Here is a 19,303-nt window from a genome sequence, read left to right as displayed (position 1 = left end):
CTCTTTAAAAATGACGAAGCTTGCGCTTCATTCAAAAATTGTAAAACTTATTTTTGCCTCATCGTTCAGTTTTCAAAGTTCGTCTGTCGTTCTTGGCGACTTAAATATCTTAACAAGCTATTAACGAGAAGTCAATATCTTTTTTAGATTTTTAAAACCGCTCTCGGCGACGTCTATTAATATATCAATAAAACTTTGAATACACAATAGCTTTTTCAGAAAAACTTTAAATTATTTTTTAGTCGTCTGCATTTTTTGTAGAAAATGATGAACGCGTTTCTAGTTTCTTCATTATATAGAGAAAAAAGTGAACGTTGAATGGACCTAACCATTCGGCATATAAAAAGGCGAGATGGAATATCTCGCCTTACGATCTTAAATTCGAAAGTGAAACTTTGCGTTGCTTCGCCTCTTTTAAATAAAAGAAGTACAATGCTTCCGCTTGTTTAACTTGCGCTGCTAATTCCCCAGTGTCTTCGATACTCACTTCAAGTATGTGACGTTTCGATTCGTACTTCGCCTTAGCATCTAACAGCTCTAACAAAAATCGTTGGTCATATCCGTCTCGGAGAGGTTTGCGAAACCATCTCATAGTTCGCGTCTACCTTCCATCGCTCTTGATAAGGTCACTTCATCCGCATATTCTAGATCGCCGCCTACAGGTAAACCGTGCGCCAGACGCGTTACACGAATTCCAGTCGGTTTTAAGAGTCGGGACAGATACATTGAAGTCGCTTCCCCTTCGATGTTCGGGTTAGTGGCCAAAATCACTTCACTAATCGCTTCATTTTCTTGAAGACGCGTTAACAAGCTCGACACGTTAATATCTTCAGGACCAATCCCTTCCATTGGGCTAATCGCCCCATGCAAGACATGGTACTTCCCACGATACTCTCGCATCTTCTCCATCGCAATCACATCTCTAGAATCTTGAACAACACAGACCACCGTCTCGTCGCGATGGGAATCCGTACAAATCGCGCATGGGTCAACATCTGTAATGTGCCCGCATACCGTACAATATTTAATATCACGCTTAGCGCTGACAAGAGCCTTAGCGAACGTCAGCACATCGTCTTCTTCCATATCTAATACGTGGAATGCTAGACGTATGGCAGTTTTCGGACCAATGCCCGGCAATTTGGTAAAGCTTTCAATCAAACGTCCGATCGCTTCAGGGTATTGCAACTCACATCGTTCCTTTCTTCACTTAAAAGCCTGGAAGGTTCATCCCTTGCGTAAAACGTCCCATTTTGTCATTAACGAGTTGGTCAGCTTGCTTCATCCCGTCGTTAACTGCTGCCAAAACAAGATCTTGCAACATTTCGACGTCATCTGGATCGACAGCATCTTCAGCGATGATGACATCTAGCACTTCTTTATGTCCACTGACGATAACTTTTACCATGCCGCCACCTGCCGTACCTTCAACAGTCAAGTCTTTCAATTCTTCTTGAGCTTTCGCCATATCTTTTTGCATTTTCTGCATTTGCTTCATCATATTGTTCATGTTTCCCATTCCACGCATGTAGAGCGCCTCCTTTTAAACTTCTTCAATTTCAACGACGTCACCGAAACGTTCAACGGCCTTCGAGATAAGTGGATCTTCTTCAACCACTTCCTCTTCTTTATGATCCGAACGTTCAGCTTGTTTACGAAGGATGAACTCATTCTTCAACTCAACCCAATCGGTCTCTAGTACGGCCATGATTTCTCGACGAATTCCCGTCACTTCAAACAAGGCTTGTTCAATCACGTCTCGCGTGCGACCGTTCGAGCTAACTTGCTCGTAGTGCCACGTCATCCCATCTTTAAATTGTACCAGTAAGGTGTCACTAGCACAAAGCACAGCCTCACTCTCATAGAATAGTGCAAAAATTGGACCATCCTGCGTTCGAATATTCCCCATGATATCTTCCCAGCTATCACGTATTGCGTTTAAATGCTGTCGTTCCGCTCGTTGCAATAATTGACGGATGCGTTCTTTTGGGACTCGAATTTGAGTTCGCTTGGCAACTTTAGGTTTCTCTGTTGTTGCTTCCGCTGCAGGGACTCCCGTTTTTTTGACTTCACTCAACTCGCGACTCAGTTCACGGACCTGCTCTTGAAGTTGTTTCATCTGTTCTGTCATCGTCCGCCCTTGTTCGGCGATACGAATAAACGTTAGTTCCACCAAAACTTTCGGATGATTCGATAATCGCATCTGTTGCTGACAATCATTCAACTCTTCAATCACTTGGAATAGTTCATCTGTCGACGTCGCTTCAACAAATTGTCGGAACGTCTCTGTCGGGCGAGCGCGTTCGAGTAAATCGACCGCTTGAGGTGAGGCCTTTAATAGTAAGGCGTCACGATGAACGAATACGAGATCTTCAATGAATCGCTTCAAATCCTTACCTTCACGCAGCATCGTTTCCAACGTACTCAAAATTTGATCAAGTTGCTTTTGCTGTAAGCCGTAAGCCATATCGAGCAGAGCATCATCTGTCACCGCGCCGGTCACTTCTAGCACAGCGTCTTCGGTCAAACGGCCATCGCTAAAAGCGAGCGCTTGATCGAGTAGGCTGAGTGCATCGCGCATCCCACCATCGGCAGCACGGGCAATCAGCTTGAGCGCCTCTGGATCATAGTCATAATCTTGATCGTTCAAGATATATGCCATACGTGTCTGCAATTGACCGACTTCATGCCGTTTCACATCAAAACGCTGACAACGCGAGATGATAGTTGCTGGAATTTTATGCGGTTCTGTCGTCGCCAAAATAAAGATGGCATGCGCCGGAGGTTCTTCTAACGTCTTTAACAAGGCGTTGAAGGCACCTGTCGAAAGCATGTGCACTTCATCGATGATATATACTTTGAAGCGCGCTTGAGAAGGCGGATATTTGACTTTATCCCGAATTTCTCGAATCTCGTCGACCCCGTTATTTGAAGCCGCATCGATTTCAAACACGTCCGGGCTTGTCCCTTCTGTGATTGCAATACAAGTCGGGCACGTATTACACGGCTCTCGTGTAGGCGCCGTCTCGCAGTTGATGGCTTTCGCGATAATTTTCGCCAAACTTGTCTTCCCGGTCCCTCGTGGACCCGAGAACAAATAGGCATGTGACATTCGTTCCTCAAGCAACGCATTTTGAATCGTGCGTGTGATATGAATTTGACCGACAACCTCTTGGAACGACTGCGGACGATAAACCCGATACAACGCTTGATACGCCATGTCCCCGCCTCCTTTCTTCCTTACATTCTCTATTTCATCATACAAAAAAATCTACAACCCTGGGGCCGTAGATTGAAGTTATTAAATAAATCTGCCGCGCACCGATTTCTGAAAGCACGTCAATGTGCGTTACTCATGCAGTTTGCTCGGCCCAAGCACCCCTGCGGCACACGGTACGTCACCACTTAAGGCTGCTTCCTTCCGGACCTGACCTGGTTCATGGGTGACCGTTGCGCAGGACTCAGACGTCAACGCCACTTACACGAGGACAGGCCACACCAATGCACTCCCTCGAATCGGAATTCAGTCTCGCTATAGCGGATTGCGAGTTACAGGGCACCGCTACCTCCCCGCCTAGCACGGCAAATGGGTAAATGAAGTTAGGCACTACGTTGAGTGCTATTACATTATACTGTTTAATCAGGTGGGTTGCAACCTCTCTGTTCAAGCCGCGCCTGCTTCTTCCGTTCTCTAAGGTTTCGGAAGAATACTGTCAGCAACTCGCCACACTCTTCTGCTAAAACATTTTCAGTCACTTCAGCTTGGTGGTTGAAGCGTTCGTCTTGGACGAGGTTCATGAGCGTCCCGCAACATCCACCCTTCGGATCGTGGGCACCAAAGATAACCCGCTTCACACGAGACAGCACGATGGCACCCGCACACATCGGACACGGCTCTAACGTGACGAACAGTTCGCAATCCTCTAAACGCCAGTTGCCGAGCGCCTGGTTTGCCTGCTCAATCGCAATCATCTCGGCGTGGGCCGCTGCCAACAAGTCGGTTTCCCGACGATTATGACCGACGGCAATCACCTCATCACCTTTAACGATGACGCATCCGATCGGGACTTCGCCGATTGCTTCCGCCTTCTTTGCTTCTTCAATGGCAAGCCTCATAAATCGTTCATCTCGTTCCATATACACACTCCGTTTCTGATCACTTATTATGAAAAAAAATGAAAATCATTTCGCTCGCCCTATCCACTTCATTGTATGCTAGAATGGAACTTGCACTTTGGATAATGGAGGATGACATCATATGTTTATAACGGTAGAGGGACCGATTGGTGTCGGGAAAACGTCACTGGCCCATATCATCAGTCAGCACTTTTCAATGCAGATGCTGAATGAAATTGTAGAAGAGAATCCGTTTCTCGGCAAGTTTTATGAAGATATCGACGAATGGAGCTTCCAAACGGAGATGTTCTTCCTTTGCAATCGCTTCAAGCAATTAGACGATATCCACAAACACCACTTGAGTCAACAGCAATCCGTCGTTTCTGACTATCATATTTTCAAGAACTTAATTTTCGCTCACCGTTCCCTGAGACCAGCTCATTTGAACAAATATGAGCAAATCTATAAGATTTTGACACACGATATGCCGAAACCTGATGTCGTCATCTACTTACACGCCAGCATCGAGACATTGATGAAACGTGTCGCCTTGCGAGGACGTGAAGTAGAAGAGAACATGTCTCGCGATTACCTCGAACAGCTCGCTCATGATTACGAAACGTTTATCGAATCATACCGCGCGACGCATCCCGAAGTGACGATTCTTTCGTTTAGCGGAGATGAGCTCGACTTTGTCCAGAACCCGGATGATTTGACGCACGTCCTCTCGACGATCGAACGTGAATTAGAATTGACTAAAGGAGCACAAATCAAATGACGCTGAATGAAAAATATAACATTCCGAACGATACGATCATCACGATCGGTGGAATGGTCGGAATCGGTAAATCAACGATCACGAACTCACTTGCCGATGCCCTCAACTTCCGCACTTCACTCGAGAAAGTAGACACGAACCCTTATCTCGATAAATTTTATCATGATTTTGAGCGTTGGAGTTTCCACCTTCAAATCTATTTCTTGGCTGAACGGTTCAAAGAACAGAAGAAAATCTTCCAATACGGCGGCGGCTTTATCCAAGACCGCTCGATTTACGAAGATACTGGCATCTTTGCCAAGATGCACTATGAAAAAGGGACGATGTCTCCAACCGACTACGAGACGTACTCAAGTTTGTTTGAAGCGATGGTACTGACACCATTCTTCCCACACCCTGACCTTCTCATTTATCTTGAAGGCTCATTCGAGCAAGTACTCGACCGCATTCAAATGCGCGGGCGCGAGATGGAACAACAAACACCGATCACATATTGGGAAGAGATGTACGCTCGGTATACGGAGTGGATCAACAACTTCAACCTTTGCCCTGTACTTCGTCTCTCAATCGAAGAGTATGACTTGATCAATGACCCTAACTCGGTTGAACTCATCTTGGAGAAAATCGAGAAACAATTGACGATCGCTCGCGAAGCGAAAATCAGATAAGTAAAGAAGGTGCACCGCTCGCTTGAGCGGTGCACCTTCTTTTTATGTGTGGGCGATATGAGGTTTCCGGTACGTCGGCGTCTTCCGAGCTTTTCGGAAACCGTCGATGGAATCAAACACTGCTGCCAAAATCGTGATGGCGACGACCAATCCAAATACCCAATCGAACGAGAGCATGCCGTTCGGAACGTTCGTCTCGATCCAGTTCAAAAATCGCGGGTCGAGTAACTGTGGGGAACTGGCCATCCAGATGATGAACGTTGCCGAGGCAATATTGTAGATCAAATTAAACGAAGCGAGCGCATACGTCCAATGTCCGTTCATCCATTTCCATACCCCAAGCACGACTTGAAGCAAGATGACGGTCACAAATAACCAAATCACATCCATCAGGAACGTTTGATTGAAGATGGGAGTGATCATCATGAACCCCGCGTTCGTAGATTCATAAATCCCTAGTAATTGTTCGGCGTTAATATACACGCCAAACCACACGGCTGTCCAAAACAACCCGAACCCTGCGTCAAATTTACTGATTCGACCGCCCTTCACCCGTTCTTTCAGCTTGGACACATCCCATTTCATATCTGGCGCCGGTACATCATCAGGTGCATAGCGCTCAATCAAAAAGAAGACGAGCGTAATCCAAAACACGAGCTGAATCCCGACCTCCCACAGCGCATCGAACATGTTCGTCAAAAATGTGCCGATCGTCGGCATAAGCGGTCCTGAGAACGTCGGCATGCTAGACAACACGAGACCGAAGAAAACGACAGCTAAAACGATTGGAACGACAAGTTTAATTACGGTCACATACATTGGGAAAAAACGTGGTCCGATGACATACTGTCCTTCCTTATAACGTGCGGCAACGACGGTTGGATGCCCAATCTCCTCTAACACTCGTTTCACGTCCGCCTCAGTCGGGTGTTCGGGCAATGCCGCCTCGATCGATTGCCGAATCGAGGTAGCCGCCTCCTCGCGCCGTTTCGGAGGAACGTGTCGCACGACCTCATCGATATACATCTCAATCCAATCCATGACGCTCATCTCCTTCCCTTTGCGCCATCACAGTCTATATGATTAAGATTCCCGATTAGTCACCGGATTAGCTGTTTTTCGCCGGATTGACACAAACAAAAAAGCCGCAGACCGGAGTCTACGACCATAAAAAAACGCATCTGCCCATGCAGATGCCAAAACAAGCGGAGTTGGTGGGATTCGAACCCACGCGAGCCTTACGACTCCTAACGGATTTCGAGTCCGTCCCCTTCAGCCGGGCTTGGGTACAACTCCAGGCTTAAAAAAGTGTAAAAAAAAGAAAGTGGAGGAGGTGGTGGGATTCGAACCCACGCAGGCTATTACACCCCTGACGGTTTTCAAGACCGTTCCCTTAAACCACTTGGGTACACCTCCAAAATAGTATGAAATTGTTGAGCCTCCAAAAATAAAAATGGAGGAGGTGGTGGGATTCGAACCCACGCAGGCTATTACACCCCTGACGGTTTTCAAGACCGTTCCCTTAAACCACTTGGGTACACCTCCAAAGCTCATATACAATTGGTGAGCAATCATCTCGCTCGACATGATTTATAGTATCAACTTGGCAAGCAGATGTCAAACCCTTTTGTGCAAAAACATTAAAAAAACCCAAAAAAAACCCCGCCTGAACGATACGTTTCAGACGGGTTGGTTTGTTCATTAGTGAGGCATTTCAATTTTCTCGATACCGCCCATATATGGACGTAGCACTTCTGGAATGACGACTGAACCGTCAGCCTGTTGGAAGTTCTCTAAAATCGCAGCGACGGTCCGGCCGACAGCGAGACCAGATCCGTTAAGCGTGTGGACGAATTCCGGCTTCGCGTTCGCTTCGCGACGGAAACGGATTCCGGCCCGGCGCGCTTGGAAGTCTTCAAAGTTCGAGCAAGATGAAATTTCGCGATACATCCCTTGCGCCGGCATCCATACTTCGATGTCATATTTCTTCGCAGCCGTGAAGCCGAGATCGGCCGTACACATGCTGAGCACTTGATATGGGAGACCGAGACGCTTAAGCACTTCTTCAGCGTGGCCCGTCAACAGCTCGAGTTGTTCATAAGACTCTTCAGGTTTCACGAACCGGACGAGCTCGACTTTGTTGAACTGATGCTGACGAATGAGCCCACGCGTGTCGCGACCAGCTGATCCCGCTTCTGAACGGAAACAAGCGCTATACGCCGTATACGTGATTGGAAGTTGGTCTTCCGTGATGATCTCGTCACGGTGCATGTTCGTCACCGGAACTTCTGCCGTCGGTACGAGGAAATAGTTCGTATCCGCCACTTTGAATGCGTCTTCCTCAAATTTAGGAAGTTGTCCCGTCCCGGTCATCGCGTCGCGGTTGACCATATAAGGAGGGAGCACTTCAGAATAGCCATGTTCATCGGCATGCATATCCATCATGAAGTTGATGAGGGCACGTTCGAGACGGGCGCCGAGACCTTTATAAAAGACAAACCGGCTACCTGTTACTTTACCCGCTCGTTCCACATCGACGATTTTCAAGTCTTCCATGACGTCCCAATGTTGTTTGAGTTCGAATTCGAACGTCGGTTTTGTTCCGACTTCACGGATGGTGACGTTATCGTCTTCCGTTTCGCCAATTGGCGTTGATTCGTGCGGGATGTTCGGGATGCTGAGGAGAATCAAGTTCAATTCGGCCTCGACTTCACGCAACTCTTCATCGAGCAATTTGATTTCATCCCCGAGACGGCGCGTCTCGAGAATCGGTCCATCCGCATCTTGCTTATTGCGTTTCAATTCCGCAATTTGTTTCGTCGCTTCATTTCGTTTCGCTTTCTTCACTTCAACCTCATTGATCAAGTTGCGGCGTTTCTCTTCTAACTCCGGGAAACGATCGAGCGCACTCAAATCCTCGCCGCGATGAGCTAGCTTCGTTTTAATCTCTTCAAAATCTGTTCGTAATCGTTTAATGTCTAACATTCGTTGTTCCTCCTTTTTCACATAAAAAGGTGGCACGCCCCTTTCCCGTAGGAAAGGGACGAACCACCTTGGATCCGCGTTGCCACCCTCGTTGCCCGAAATCGGGCCACTCGATGCACGTAACGTGTGCGTAACGTGACTTGTTTCCAAGCCAATGCTCCGAGGCCGATTCGGTTACATCATCCCACTAGTTTGCACCAACCACTAGCTCTCTGTCAGTAGATGACCGTAACGTACTTTTCCCCATCATTGCATCTGTCATTGAATTAGTTTTACTTTACAACATCTCAACTCTATCGACAAGACTCAGTTTTCCGAGCACGAGTCGAATCTCATCTAAAAAGTCGGAGAAGGCACGCGTCATACGTGTCAAAAACGACGCCATCTCGACCGGTTCGGCCGCGACGAGCGTTCCTTTAGGTGGAAGTTCACCATCTAGATACCGAACGCTTCCAGAAGGCTCGATGGTGACGGTCCCGACCTGTTGATCGGCCGCAATTGGGGCTTTCGTATCCGGAAGATCGTAAGTCGGTTCAGGTACATCCTGCCCTTTCTCGACGAGCACTTCAAAGGCCGACGTCGTGCGCACTTTCGCTGTCTCGACCGCACCTTCAGCGACATGGAGCGTCGCCGGGACGATTTCGCCTGTCCGTAAGATCGGGGTTAAGACGAAGTCTCCATATGCATAGTCGTGAAGAGCTTTCGTGGCAGTATAACGCCCTTGATCGGTCTTCGCTCCTAGAACGACCGACAGCACGGTACGTCCATCTCGAGTCGACACGCCGATGAAGCAGTAACCGGCATCGTCGGTCGTGCCCGTTTTGAAGCCAAGCATGCCCGGATAGGCTAAATCTCGACCGGCGAGCATCCGATTCGTCGCTTCGAAGCGGACCCCGTCGATGTCGACATACGCTTGTTTCGTCACATCGAGCACTTCCGGGAACTTCGTCAAATAAGCCAAAGCGAGCATCATCAAATCATTGGCCGATGTCAAATTCTCCCCTGGACGTCCCGCTGACACAGAGTCAAGTCCCGATGCATTGGCGAACGTCGTTTGGGTCATGCCAAGTTCGGTCGCCCGTTCGTTCATTTTCTTTACGAATACCCCTTCCGAACCAGAGACGGCCTCGGCCAATGTGACCGCTGCCTCGTTCGCGGAACGAATCAACGCCACATCGTAAAGTTCTTTTACCGTGTACGGTTTATTGACGAGCGGAATCCGAGCCAATCCTGGTTTTCGGGTCAGCGCCAACGCCTTGTCGCTCGGGGTTACTTCTTGGTTCCAACTGAGGTCACCCGCTTCGATGGCTTCTCGGACGAGAAAAGCGGTCATCAGCTTAGTGATTGATGCCGGAGGAAGCATGGCGTCCTCTTCTTGTGAGAACAGGATTTGTCCCGTCGTCATGTCCACGAGCATCGCGCCGGTCGCATCAACTTTAGGTGCCGCCGATGCATCCGTCGGCACGATCATATTTAAAAGGATTGCCCAAACGAGCATCCATCCAATCCATCTTTGTCTCACGGTCTTGCCCCTTTCTATACGTATCTCGTTACAGTGTAGCAAAAAAACACATGAAAAAGGCTCCCTATTTGCTAGGGAGCCTTTCAATCAGGCGAGTTGTCGCTTCGTCGCTTCAACCATGTCCAAAAAATAGCGGTGCATGGACAAGTCGTCCGTCAATTCCGGGTGGAACGAGCAGGCCATATACTTGTCATACCGAACCGCGACAATCGCTTCCTCGACCTCGGCGAGCACTTCGACGCTCACTTCGACCGATGCGACTTGCGGCGCTCGAATGAACACCGCTTCGACAGCGTCATCGATTCCATTGACAGTCAAATCGACTTCGAAGCTGTCAACTTGTCGTCCGAACGCATTCCGTTTGACCGTCATCGGAATTTTACGCAAATGCGCATCATACCCTTCGACTTCGGTCGCGAGCAAAATCAAACCAGCGCACGTCCCAAACATCGGCAACTCCGTATTCTCACGTAACGGCTCGAGCAACTCGTACCGATCTAGTAGGCGACGCATCGCCGTGCTCTCCCCACCCGGCAAGACGAGTCCATCGATTCGATTTAAGTCATCGACCGAGCGGACGACGAGCGTATCCGCACCAAGTGCTTCGAGCATATGAACGTGTTCGCGAATCGCACCTTGCATTCCGAGTACACCAATCGTGGTCATCTTACCAACCTCGCGGTGCCATGAGTTCTTCTTGTTTGAGCGTGCGGACGTCGAGCCCTTTCATCGCTTCGCCGAGTCCTTTCGACAAGTGCGCGATGCGCTCATAGTCATCATGGTATGTCGTTGCTTCGACGATGGCACGGGCAAATTTCTCAGGGTTCTCCGCTTTGAAGATTCCTGATCCGACAAAGACGCCGTCCGCTCCGAGGTGCATCATGAGTGCCGCATCGGCTGGTGTCGCAATTCCGCCTGCTGCGAAGTTGACGACCGGGAGGCGGCCTGCTTCACGGATTTGCATGAGTACTTCAAACGGGGCACCAAGGTCACGCGCTTCCGTCATCACTTCATCGATGCTCATCGAGAGCAATCGTTTCACTTGGGCTTGAACGGTACGCATGTGACGAACTGCTTCAACGATATTGCCGGTTCCCGGTTCACCTTTCGTCCGAATCATTGCTGCACCTTCCCCGATGCGGCGTGATGCTTCACCGAGGTCACGAGCGCCACAGACGAATGGTGCTTTGTAGTCACGTTTGTAGAGATGGAACTCTTCGTCAGCAGGTGTCAATACTTCGCTCTCGTCAATGAAATCAACCCCCATTGATTCAAGGACACGGGCTTCAGCGATGTGACCGATCCGGCACTTCGCCATGACCGGTACCGATACCGCACCCATGACGTCTTCGATGATTGTCGGATCGGCCATACGAGCAACGCCGCCCATTTTGCGAATATCTGAAGGTACGCGCTCGAGTGCCATGACGGCAACTGCACCTGCCGCTTCAGCAATTTTGGCTTGCTCCGCGTTGATGACGTCCATGATGACGCCACCTTTTTGCATCTCAGCCATACCTCGTTTTACTTTGTCTGTCCCTACTTGTCTCTTTTCCAAATGGATCCCCTCCAATAAGCTAGTCTACTTGCAAGTATAAATTGATTTGACTATATTGAAAGTGCCAGTTTTGTATTTTCTGAAGTGGTCAGTTTAAACAAAGGACTTCATTTCCTAATTCTCGAATGTTGTAAAGGACAAGGGGGATGATGAAATGGACCAATGGAACAGTCGTGACGAGGCGCATGGACGAAGCTTTTTCGGGAAAGCCGGAGTGTTTTCGCTCCTACTCGTTATCGGATTCATGCTCTATTTTTTCTTTGGCTGACTAGAAAGGATTAACTATGGATATGCTCACGTTCTCGCTCGAGGCTGACTCGAGCGTCCCGTTATATGAACAACTCTATTTGCACATTCGACAAGCCATCGTCGATGACACCCTCACCACCGGGACAAAACTTCCGTCCAAACGTAAGTTAGGCGAGTTTTTAGATGTATCACAAACGACAGTTGAACTGGCTTACGCCCAGTTGCTCGCGGAAGGATACATCGAGTCGTTGCCACGCAAAGGCTTCTACGTGTTACCGCAAGAAGAACTGTACGTCCGGCGCGGCAGTAGCGTCATCGAACCGCTCCCGGTGAAAAAAACATATGAGTTCGACTTGTATCCGAGTCAAATCGACACGACCGCTTTCCCATTCGAACGTTGGCGCCGGCACTTAAAACAAGTCGTCTCGGAAGAACATCACGATTTGCTGTCACTTGGCTCTGTACAAGGCGATTTCGTCCTTCGTCAAGAAATTGCGACCTATCTCTACCATTCGCGTGGTGTGCATTGTTCTCCCGAACAAATCGTTGTCGGATCGGGAACCGAGCAGCTGTTGCCCCAATTGTTAGAACTGTTGCCGGATACCACGACGTTCGGCATTGAGGATCCGGGGTATCCGCTCACCCGCCAACTGTTCGCCCATCAACGACGGACGTTCATTCCAATTCCTGTTGATGAGAGTGGCGTCCGTGTCGATGTGGTGGAACAAGCAGCCATCGATGCCCTTTATGTGACACCGGCCCATCAATTCCCGACCGGAACGATTTTATCGGTCAGCCGCCGTCAACGTCTGCTCAACTGGGCATCGGAGCAGCAAACATATGTGATCGAAGACGATTATGACAGCGAATTCCGTTATAGCGGTAAGCCCATCCCGTCCTTGCAAAGCATGGATCAAAACGAGCGGGTCGTCTATTTGAGCACGTTCTCGAAATCGCTAATGCCTTCATTGCGAATCGGTTATATGGTGCTCCCCCCTCCGCTGTTGAATCGCTACCGGGAACGTTATCGTCACTTCACATGCAGCGTGCCCCGCTTCGAGCAACACACGTTGGCCGAATTTATGGCGACCGGTGATTTTGAGAAACATCTGAACCGGATGCGTAAAACATATCGACGTAAACTTGAAATCATCATCGCCGCTTTCAAACCGTATGAACCGATTGTCTCCATCACAGGGGCGAGCGCAGGCCTTCATGTTGTGCTATCTGTCCAAACGACAAAGTCGAGCGAAGAATTAAAACGTCTGGCCGAAGCCGCGAGTATTCGAATCAATGCGATGACCGATTATCGCATCAACTCGAGCGATACGGTCCCACAGCTTTTATTCGGGTTTGCCGCCTTATCTGAAGAAGTATTACCTGCCGCCGTCAGTGCACTCATGTCGTGTTGGAACATTGAGAAAGGAAGAGATTGATGAAACGGTCACGCTATTTCGTCGGTGGTCTCCTCTTATTAATCGGTACACTCCTGTTATCCGAATCGTGGTGGAAAGACCAACTCGCGACGTGGAACAGTCAACAAGTGACCGCCGAGATTCAACCGAAACAGCCCGAAACCGGCGAATTTGAGTTTTCAAACGTCGAGCCATTATCCTGGGAACAACTATTGACTGTGCGCAATCGGTTTCACGAATTACCGACCCTGGGTCTCATTTCCATTCCAGATGTTAACCTTGAACTGCCCATTTTATATGGTCTCGATAACGAGAACTTGGCTGTCGGTGCCGGAACGATGGATCCGTCCCAGCACATGGGAACCGGAAACTACGCACTTGCCGGCCACTATACGCAAAGCCCGACCGCACTGTTCGGGCCACTCCATACCCTCGACATCGGCATGTCCATCTATGTAACCGACATGAAGCACACGTTCCAGTACGAAGTTACTTCCCTAGAGACTGTCCCCCCGACACAAGTTGATGTACTCGAACCAACAACTGAACCGACGATTACGCTCGTCACGTGTACGTTCGATACGACGGAACGGTTGATTGTGAAAGGACGCCTCGTGAAGCAAACGCCTCTCTAACCGATAGGCGTTTTTATTATTTTTCAAAAAACATATTGTGAGCGCTTACATATTCAGCTAAACTATTCCTGAAACCGTTTGCGCAATTTTGACAATTCGTTGCCCTGTAGACGACACATTCCATGAAAGAGGTGCTTTATGAAGAAGAAAGCGGCACGACAGACGACCACGTTACTTTTATCATCCGTTCTCCTGATCCAAGCCGGCGTCCCGATGAACGCTTTGGCTGAACCTGCCACAATCTCAATTGATGGCTTAAAAACAGATTGGACGAACACGCCAGCGCTCGCCACATCCCCACAGGCGGGTTGGCAAGGATTCGATTTAGGAGACGTCTATCTGCAGAACGATGCACGTAACCTTTACTTTTATGTGGATGCGAACAACGTCCCGAACTGGGGCGACAATGGTCAGTACATAAATATCGCCCTCCAAATCAATGAACAAGATTCAGGCGTAGCGACAAACCCGCTTGGCTATCCGTTCAACTTTAGCCAAACCGATAAAAAACCACAGTATCATATTTTACTTCGCGTCGATGGCGATACATCAGTAAAAGAAGCTGCTCTGTATGAAGCAGGTAAATCCACACCACTCGCAAACTTAAGCAACTTGAACGGCGCCTCGTTTGCTATTGACCGCACGAAAGGATTTGAAGGCAAAATCCCATTGTCCCTGCTTGGCCTAAGCAACGAGGATACCGTTCGGGTCCTCACGGTACTCAGTGGGAATAACGCTACCGAGCATGGTGCGTTCGACACGATTCCAAGTAATTCGGCCAACAAAGTCGCCGATAGTTGGAACGTTTCGGCTACTCCGTCGACACAATCGGTATATAGCCCAGCCTTCACGTTGAGCGGTGTCGAGACGGTCAGTCAACTCGAAGTGACAGCAGTCACACCGGCCAATCAATCGGAACAAATGGACATCAAATCCCCAATCACTTGGACGTTCAATGAGCCTGTGTCGTTAGACGCTTCGAACATCAGCTTGATGAATGGCGAGACAGCTGTACCGTTCACGGCTGAAGCGAGCGGATCGACAGTGACCGTCACACCGACCGAAGCACTCGGCTTGAATCAAACATATACCGCGACCCTTCCCGCGGACGCTGTGAAAGGAAACCTGTCGAACACGACGTTACCGGCATTGACGACGTCATTTAAAACCATCACTGAAATCGCCGATCCATGGAAAACACAACGCTACATCGAGATGTTGTACGTCCGGGCCGACAACGATTATACCGATTGGAATTTATGGACGTGGAGTACTGGTGCCAAAGATGGCCAAGTAGATCCATACAAAATCACTGAAGAAGGTGCCGTCTTCCGTATCCCGGTCGGAAAAGATGCGACCAACGTAGGCTTTGTCATCCGCAAAGGCACGGATTGGGCCGTGAAGGATGGTTACGGGGAAGACCGTTATGTGAAACTCGGCAATGATCGAGTCACAAAGGTCGTCGTCGAGAGCGGAAAAGGAACGTTCCACCAAGTACCGACGATTCAAGGGCCCGTGTTTGAAGATGGTGCCGTCACGTTCTTCTACCGTGACAAAGCGTTGTATGAAGAAGGACAACTCGATGAAATCGACAGCGTCGCGTTAAAAGTCAATGGCACGACATACCCGATGACTTACGAAGCGAAGAACGAATGGTTCCGTCATACGGTAAAATTGCCGGAAGGGGAGCATGATTATACATTCCTTGTCACGAAAGACGGTGTCACGACTGAAGTGAAAGACCCTTACTTTGAGGCGTCGAGCGTTGAATATCGTCGTCCCAACGTCAAATTGACCGCTTCTGTTGCTCCAAAAGCGATTAGTTCTCGAGAAAACGCGGTCGTCCAGGTGAAGCCGACGTTGCCAAAAGGTGTCCAATTACGAGAAATGTACATCGATGCCCGTCCACTCGGTGGACCAGCCAAGCTAGCGGTCGACCCGGCACTGAACAAACAGACGATTGCAGTGAAAGATACTGTCAAACCAGGCAATAAGTATTTGACGATTACGGCGATTGACCAATACGGAAACGTTCATAAGACGAAAACATCGTTGACGGTCCGCCCGATCTCCATGAAAGATAAGCAAGAATTTGATTGGGACGAGGCACGGATTTACTTCATGCTGACCGATCGCTTCTATGACGGGGATAAAACGAATAATAACCCGAATGGTGAATACTACGACCAAGACCATCTTGAGTCGTATCACGGCGGCGACTTTGCCGGCGTCACGAAAAAACTCGACTATTTAGACAAGTTAGGTATCAATACAATTTGGATCACACCGATCGTCGACAACATTGATTGGGATCTTCGTTACGGTAAAGACGGCTCACAGTACGGCTACCACGGCTATTGGGCGAAAAACTTCGAAAAACTCGATGAGCATCTTGGGGATATGAAGGCGTTCCATCGTCTCATCGACGAAGCAAACGCACGAGGCATCAAGATTATGGTCGACGTCGTCCTGAACCACCCTGGCTACGGCATGGAACCAGGAGCTGTGGACACGGGTGCGACAAACTTCCCGACAAATCAGGAACGTAAAGCGTTCGAGGGAATGATTCGTTCGAACCCGGTCGATGGGGATGATTTAAAAATGTCACTCTCTGGGCTGCCAGACTTTAAAACAGAGGAAGCAGCTGTTCGTGAACAACTCGTCAAATGGCAGACAGATTGGATTAAACGCTCGAAGACGAAAAAGGGTAACACCATCGACTACTTCCGCGTTGATACAGTCAAACACGTCGATTCGACAACATGGAAGTCGTTCAAAAACGAGTTAACGGCACTTAAACCAGACTTCAAGATGATTGGAGAACATTACGGCGCGAGTGTAAACAACACGGGCGGTTACTTACAGAGCGGCCAAATGGATTCGCTACTCGACTTTGACTTCAAATATCAAGCTGAGCGGTTCATCAACGGGAATATTGATGACGTCGAGAGCGCGCTCCAATACCGCAACACACAACTCTCGAATGAAGCGACGCTCGGACAGTTCCTCAGTAGTCATGACGAAGATGGTTTCCTCGTATCACGTGCCGGAGGAGATGAAGGAAAACACATGGTCGCCGCTTCGCTTCAAATGACGGCGAAAGGTCAACCTGTCATCTACTATGGTGAAGAGGTCGGTCAGTCAGGAAAACATGCCTTGGATATGGATAAAGGCGAGTTCAATGAAAACCGTTATGACTTCGACTGGAAGCGAGTCAAAGGAGAAGGCAAAGTGATGCACACGCATTACCAGAAGCTTCTCAATATTCGTGCTGACTATTCGAAAGTATTTAGCAAAGGAACACGGGCCGTTATTGCGGGTGGGTCTGCGAAGGGATATTCTGTCTTTGAACGAAAACACGGCAAGGACTCGATCCTTGTCGCCTTGAATACGACAGAGGCGAAGCGAACGATTACGTTCCAAACGAACCTTAAGTATAAGACGAAACTTGTCGATCGCTATAGTGGACGAAACTATGTGGTCAAACGAGATGGCAAAGTCACGGTCAGCTTGCCTGCGCAAGATGATGGTGGTACAGTCATTCTTGTCAACAAAGTTAAAAAATAATAATAAAAAGCCGTTGCCTCTGAATAGAGACAACGGCTTTTCGTTTAACGTGAGTAGTTTGGAGCTTCTTTAGTGATATGAACATCATGTGGATGGCTTTCTTGCAAGCCAGCCCCTGTCATGCGGATAAACTGCGTATCTTCGCGTAACGCCCGAATGTCAGCTGCCCCACAATAACCCATTCCTGAGCGAAGGCCACCGATGAGTTGATACACCGTATCTGCCAACTCGCCACGATAAGCGACACGACCTTCAATACCTTCCGGCACGAATTTCTTGTCCGCTTCTTGGAAGTAGCGATCTTGGCTTCCACGTTTCATCGAGGCTTCAGAACCCATTCCACGGTATGTTTTGAACTGACGTCCTTGATAGATTTCCATCTCACCTGGACTCTCTTTCACACCAGCGAGAAGACTACCGAGCATGACCGCATGACCACCAGCCGCAATTGCTTTCACGATATCACCTGAATACTTGATTCCACCATCGGCAATGACTGTGACACCATGTTCTCTAGCTTCTGTGACACAATCGTATACCGCTGTGATTTGTGGAACGCCGACACCTGCTACGACTCGTGTCGTACAGATTGACCCTGGGCCAATCCCGACTTTGATGACCGATGCACCGGCTTCAATCAAAGCCCGTGTTGCTTCGGCTGTCGCGACATTCCCTGCAATAATCGGGAGTGTCGGGAACATGTCACGTAACTCTTTTACTTTCTCAATGACGCCGGCTGAATGGCCGTGAGCTGTGTCTACCACTAGAGCATCGACACCAGCATCGACAAGGATTTGAGCACGCGATGCGGCATCTTTCGTGACACCGACGGCGGCTGCAACGAGTAAGCGACCTTGTTTGTCTTTCGCTGCGTGCGGGAACTGTTCGACTTTCTCAATATCTTTTGTCGTAATGAGACCTTTTAACACACCTGAATCATCAACGAGCGGTAATTTTTCAATCCGATGTTGATGAAGAATACGTTCTGCTTCTTCAAGGGACGTCCCTACTTTTGCGGTGACGAGGTTTTCCGTTGTCATGACATCCGCAATCACTGTCGAGTAATCTTTAATGAAGCGAAGGTCGCGGTTTGTTAAAATCCCAATCAACTTGCGTTCTGTTTCCGAATTAACGATTGGAACACCTGAGATACGGTATTTACTCATCAAGTACTCTGCATCGTACACTTGACGCTCAGGCGTCAAATAGAATGGGTTCGTGATGACGCCGTTCTCCGAGCGTTTAACGCGATCGACGTGTTCTGCCTGCATCTCCATCGACATGTTTTTATGAATGACTCCTAGACCACCTTGGCGTGCCATAGCGATGGCCATCGGTGCTTCTGTGACCGTATCCATACCTGCACTGATGATTGGTACGTTCAACTCTAGACCTTCACAAAGTTTAGTGCTCAAACTCACATCTCTTGGCAAGACATTTGAAAAGCGCGGTACGAGTAACACGTCATCAAACGTTAATCCTTCTTTTGCAAACTTGTTTTCCCACATAAAAATCGATTGCCCCTTTCCCTATCGGACCCGAATCTTTGTTTCGAAATATTTCTGTAATGGTAACAGGTATAGGGCGAAAGTGCAATTCAATTCACGATGTTCAGAAAGTTCAGAATTGTGTTCGTTCCATTCACTTTCATCTTTTAATGTTCGGAATTAGATTGTATGTGTCGCTTACGAATAGAAAATTTAATGACAATCCACAAAAAAAGACGACCAAGCGGATGCTTGATCGTCTTTCGCGTTGGCCTGGCAACGTCCTATCCTCACAGGGGGAGACCCCCAACTACTTTCGGCGC

General features: G+C 48.7%; 16 protein-coding genes, 3 tRNA genes, 1 other RNA gene and 1 other annotated feature. Of the genes, 5 read left to right on the top strand and 15 right to left on the bottom strand.

Annotated features, from left to right (window positions below):
- Positions 1–367: 367 nt before the first annotated feature.
- The 6 genes from KNP75_RS15535 to tadA form a co-directional block, all read right to left on the bottom strand.
- On the bottom strand, positions 368–592 hold the full coding sequence (locus KNP75_RS15535) for a YaaL family protein (protein ID WP_034781883.1): 225 nt from the start codon (positions 590–592) through the stop codon (positions 368–370).
- Positions 589–1,188 (bottom strand): recombination mediator RecR, encoded by a 600-nt coding sequence (gene recR, locus KNP75_RS15530; RefSeq protein ID WP_021065285.1) that lies wholly within the window; start codon positions 1,186–1,188, stop codon positions 589–591. The genes KNP75_RS15535 and recR overlap by 4 nt, the downstream gene beginning before the upstream one ends.
- Before the next feature lie 22 nt (positions 1,189–1,210).
- A complete protein-coding gene (locus KNP75_RS15525; protein WP_034781885.1) occupies positions 1,211–1,528 on the bottom strand; it encodes a YbaB/EbfC family nucleoid-associated protein in 318 nt (105 codons plus the stop codon).
- A 15-nt stretch (positions 1,529–1,543) separates the two neighbouring features.
- Positions 1,544–3,220, bottom strand: coding sequence for a DNA polymerase III subunit gamma/tau (dnaX, locus tag KNP75_RS15520; RefSeq protein WP_215190777.1), 1,677 nt, complete (start codon positions 3,218–3,220; stop codon positions 1,544–1,546).
- A 94-nt stretch (positions 3,221–3,314) separates the two neighbouring features.
- An RNA gene (gene ffs, locus KNP75_RS15515) (signal recognition particle sRNA large type) lies at positions 3,315–3,583 on the bottom strand.
- Between the two features lie 53 nt (positions 3,584–3,636).
- Positions 3,637–4,137 carry a tRNA adenosine(34) deaminase TadA gene (gene tadA / locus KNP75_RS15510; RefSeq protein ID WP_214755137.1) on the bottom strand — a complete coding sequence of 167 codons (501 nt, stop codon included), beginning with the start codon at positions 4,135–4,137 and terminating at the stop codon, positions 3,637–3,639.
- Positions 4,138–4,258: 121 nt separating this feature from the next.
- Here tadA and KNP75_RS15505 point away from each other — a divergent pair, with 121 nt between their 5' ends.
- Both KNP75_RS15505 and KNP75_RS15500 read left to right on the top strand, forming a co-directional pair.
- A complete protein-coding gene (locus tag KNP75_RS15505; protein WP_114167452.1) occupies positions 4,259–4,894 on the top strand; it encodes a deoxynucleoside kinase in 636 nt (211 codons plus the stop codon).
- Positions 4,891–5,562, top strand: coding sequence for a deoxynucleoside kinase (locus KNP75_RS15500; RefSeq protein ID WP_215190776.1), 672 nt, complete (start codon positions 4,891–4,893; stop codon positions 5,560–5,562). The genes KNP75_RS15505 and KNP75_RS15500 overlap by 4 nt, the downstream gene beginning before the upstream one ends.
- Positions 5,563–5,604: 42 nt before the next feature.
- Here the strand turns inward: KNP75_RS15500 and KNP75_RS15495 are convergent, their stop codons facing one another.
- The 8 genes from KNP75_RS15495 to pdxS form a co-directional block, all read right to left on the bottom strand.
- Positions 5,605–6,603, bottom strand: coding sequence for a hypothetical protein (locus KNP75_RS15495; RefSeq protein WP_215190775.1), 999 nt, complete (start codon positions 6,601–6,603; stop codon positions 5,605–5,607).
- Positions 6,604–6,768: 165 nt separating this feature from the next.
- A tRNA-Ser gene (locus KNP75_RS15490) sits at positions 6,769–6,858 on the bottom strand.
- A 29-nt stretch (positions 6,859–6,887) separates the two neighbouring features.
- A tRNA-Ser gene (locus KNP75_RS15485) sits at positions 6,888–6,978 on the bottom strand.
- Positions 6,979–7,016: 38 nt separating this feature from the next.
- A tRNA-Ser gene (locus KNP75_RS15480) sits at positions 7,017–7,107 on the bottom strand.
- Positions 7,108–7,263: 156 nt separating this feature from the next.
- Positions 7,264–8,547 carry a serine--tRNA ligase gene (serS, locus tag KNP75_RS15475; RefSeq protein WP_215190774.1) on the bottom strand — a complete coding sequence of 428 codons (1,284 nt, stop codon included), beginning with the start codon at positions 8,545–8,547 and terminating at the stop codon, positions 7,264–7,266.
- A gap of 51 nt (positions 8,548–8,598) precedes the next feature.
- Positions 8,599–8,806, bottom strand: a binding site (T-box leader).
- Positions 8,807–8,824: 18 nt separating this feature from the next.
- Positions 8,825–10,069, bottom strand: a complete 1,245-nt coding sequence (locus tag KNP75_RS15470; RefSeq protein WP_233005522.1) for a D-alanyl-D-alanine carboxypeptidase family protein — start codon at positions 10,067–10,069, stop codon at positions 8,825–8,827.
- Positions 10,070–10,156: 87 nt separating this feature from the next.
- The gene (gene pdxT, locus KNP75_RS15465) at positions 10,157–10,735 is read right to left on the bottom strand and encodes a pyridoxal 5'-phosphate synthase glutaminase subunit PdxT (RefSeq protein ID WP_215190773.1); all 579 of its coding nucleotides are present in this window, start codon (positions 10,733–10,735) and stop codon (positions 10,157–10,159) included.
- 1 nt (position 10,736) lies between these two features.
- Complete coding sequence (pdxS, locus tag KNP75_RS15460) at positions 10,737–11,627, bottom strand: pyridoxal 5'-phosphate synthase lyase subunit PdxS (protein ID WP_021066746.1); 891 nt, start codon at positions 11,625–11,627, stop codon at positions 10,737–10,739.
- Between the two features lie 284 nt (positions 11,628–11,911).
- On the opposite strand from pdxS, the gene pdxR reads away from it, so the two are divergent.
- From pdxR to KNP75_RS15445, 3 genes are all read left to right on the top strand, one after another.
- Positions 11,912–13,312, top strand: coding sequence for a MocR-like pyridoxine biosynthesis transcription factor PdxR (pdxR, locus tag KNP75_RS15455; RefSeq protein ID WP_034781910.1), 1,401 nt, complete (start codon positions 11,912–11,914; stop codon positions 13,310–13,312).
- Entirely contained in the window at positions 13,312–13,926 is a 615-nt protein-coding gene (locus tag KNP75_RS15450; protein ID WP_214755145.1) for a class A sortase, read from the top strand. The genes pdxR and KNP75_RS15450 overlap by 1 nt, the downstream gene beginning before the upstream one ends.
- Before the next feature lie 138 nt (positions 13,927–14,064).
- A complete protein-coding gene (locus tag KNP75_RS15445; RefSeq protein WP_215190772.1) occupies positions 14,065–17,493 on the top strand; it encodes an alpha-amylase family glycosyl hydrolase in 3,429 nt (1,142 codons plus the stop codon).
- A gap of 44 nt (positions 17,494–17,537) precedes the next feature.
- On the opposite strand, the gene guaB is transcribed toward KNP75_RS15445, so the two are convergent.
- Positions 17,538–19,001, bottom strand: a complete 1,464-nt coding sequence (guaB, locus tag KNP75_RS15440) for an IMP dehydrogenase (protein WP_034781919.1) — start codon at positions 18,999–19,001, stop codon at positions 17,538–17,540.
- Positions 19,002–19,303 lie beyond the last annotated feature (302 nt).

Origin of the sequence: Exiguobacterium sp. s6 (genome assembly GCF_018618155.1) — a bacterium.
GTDB lineage: Bacteria > Bacillota > Bacilli > Exiguobacteriales > Exiguobacteriaceae > Exiguobacterium > Exiguobacterium mexicanum_A.
Note: the sequence above shows the minus strand (reverse complement) of the source record. Positions and strands in the feature narration are given on the sequence as shown.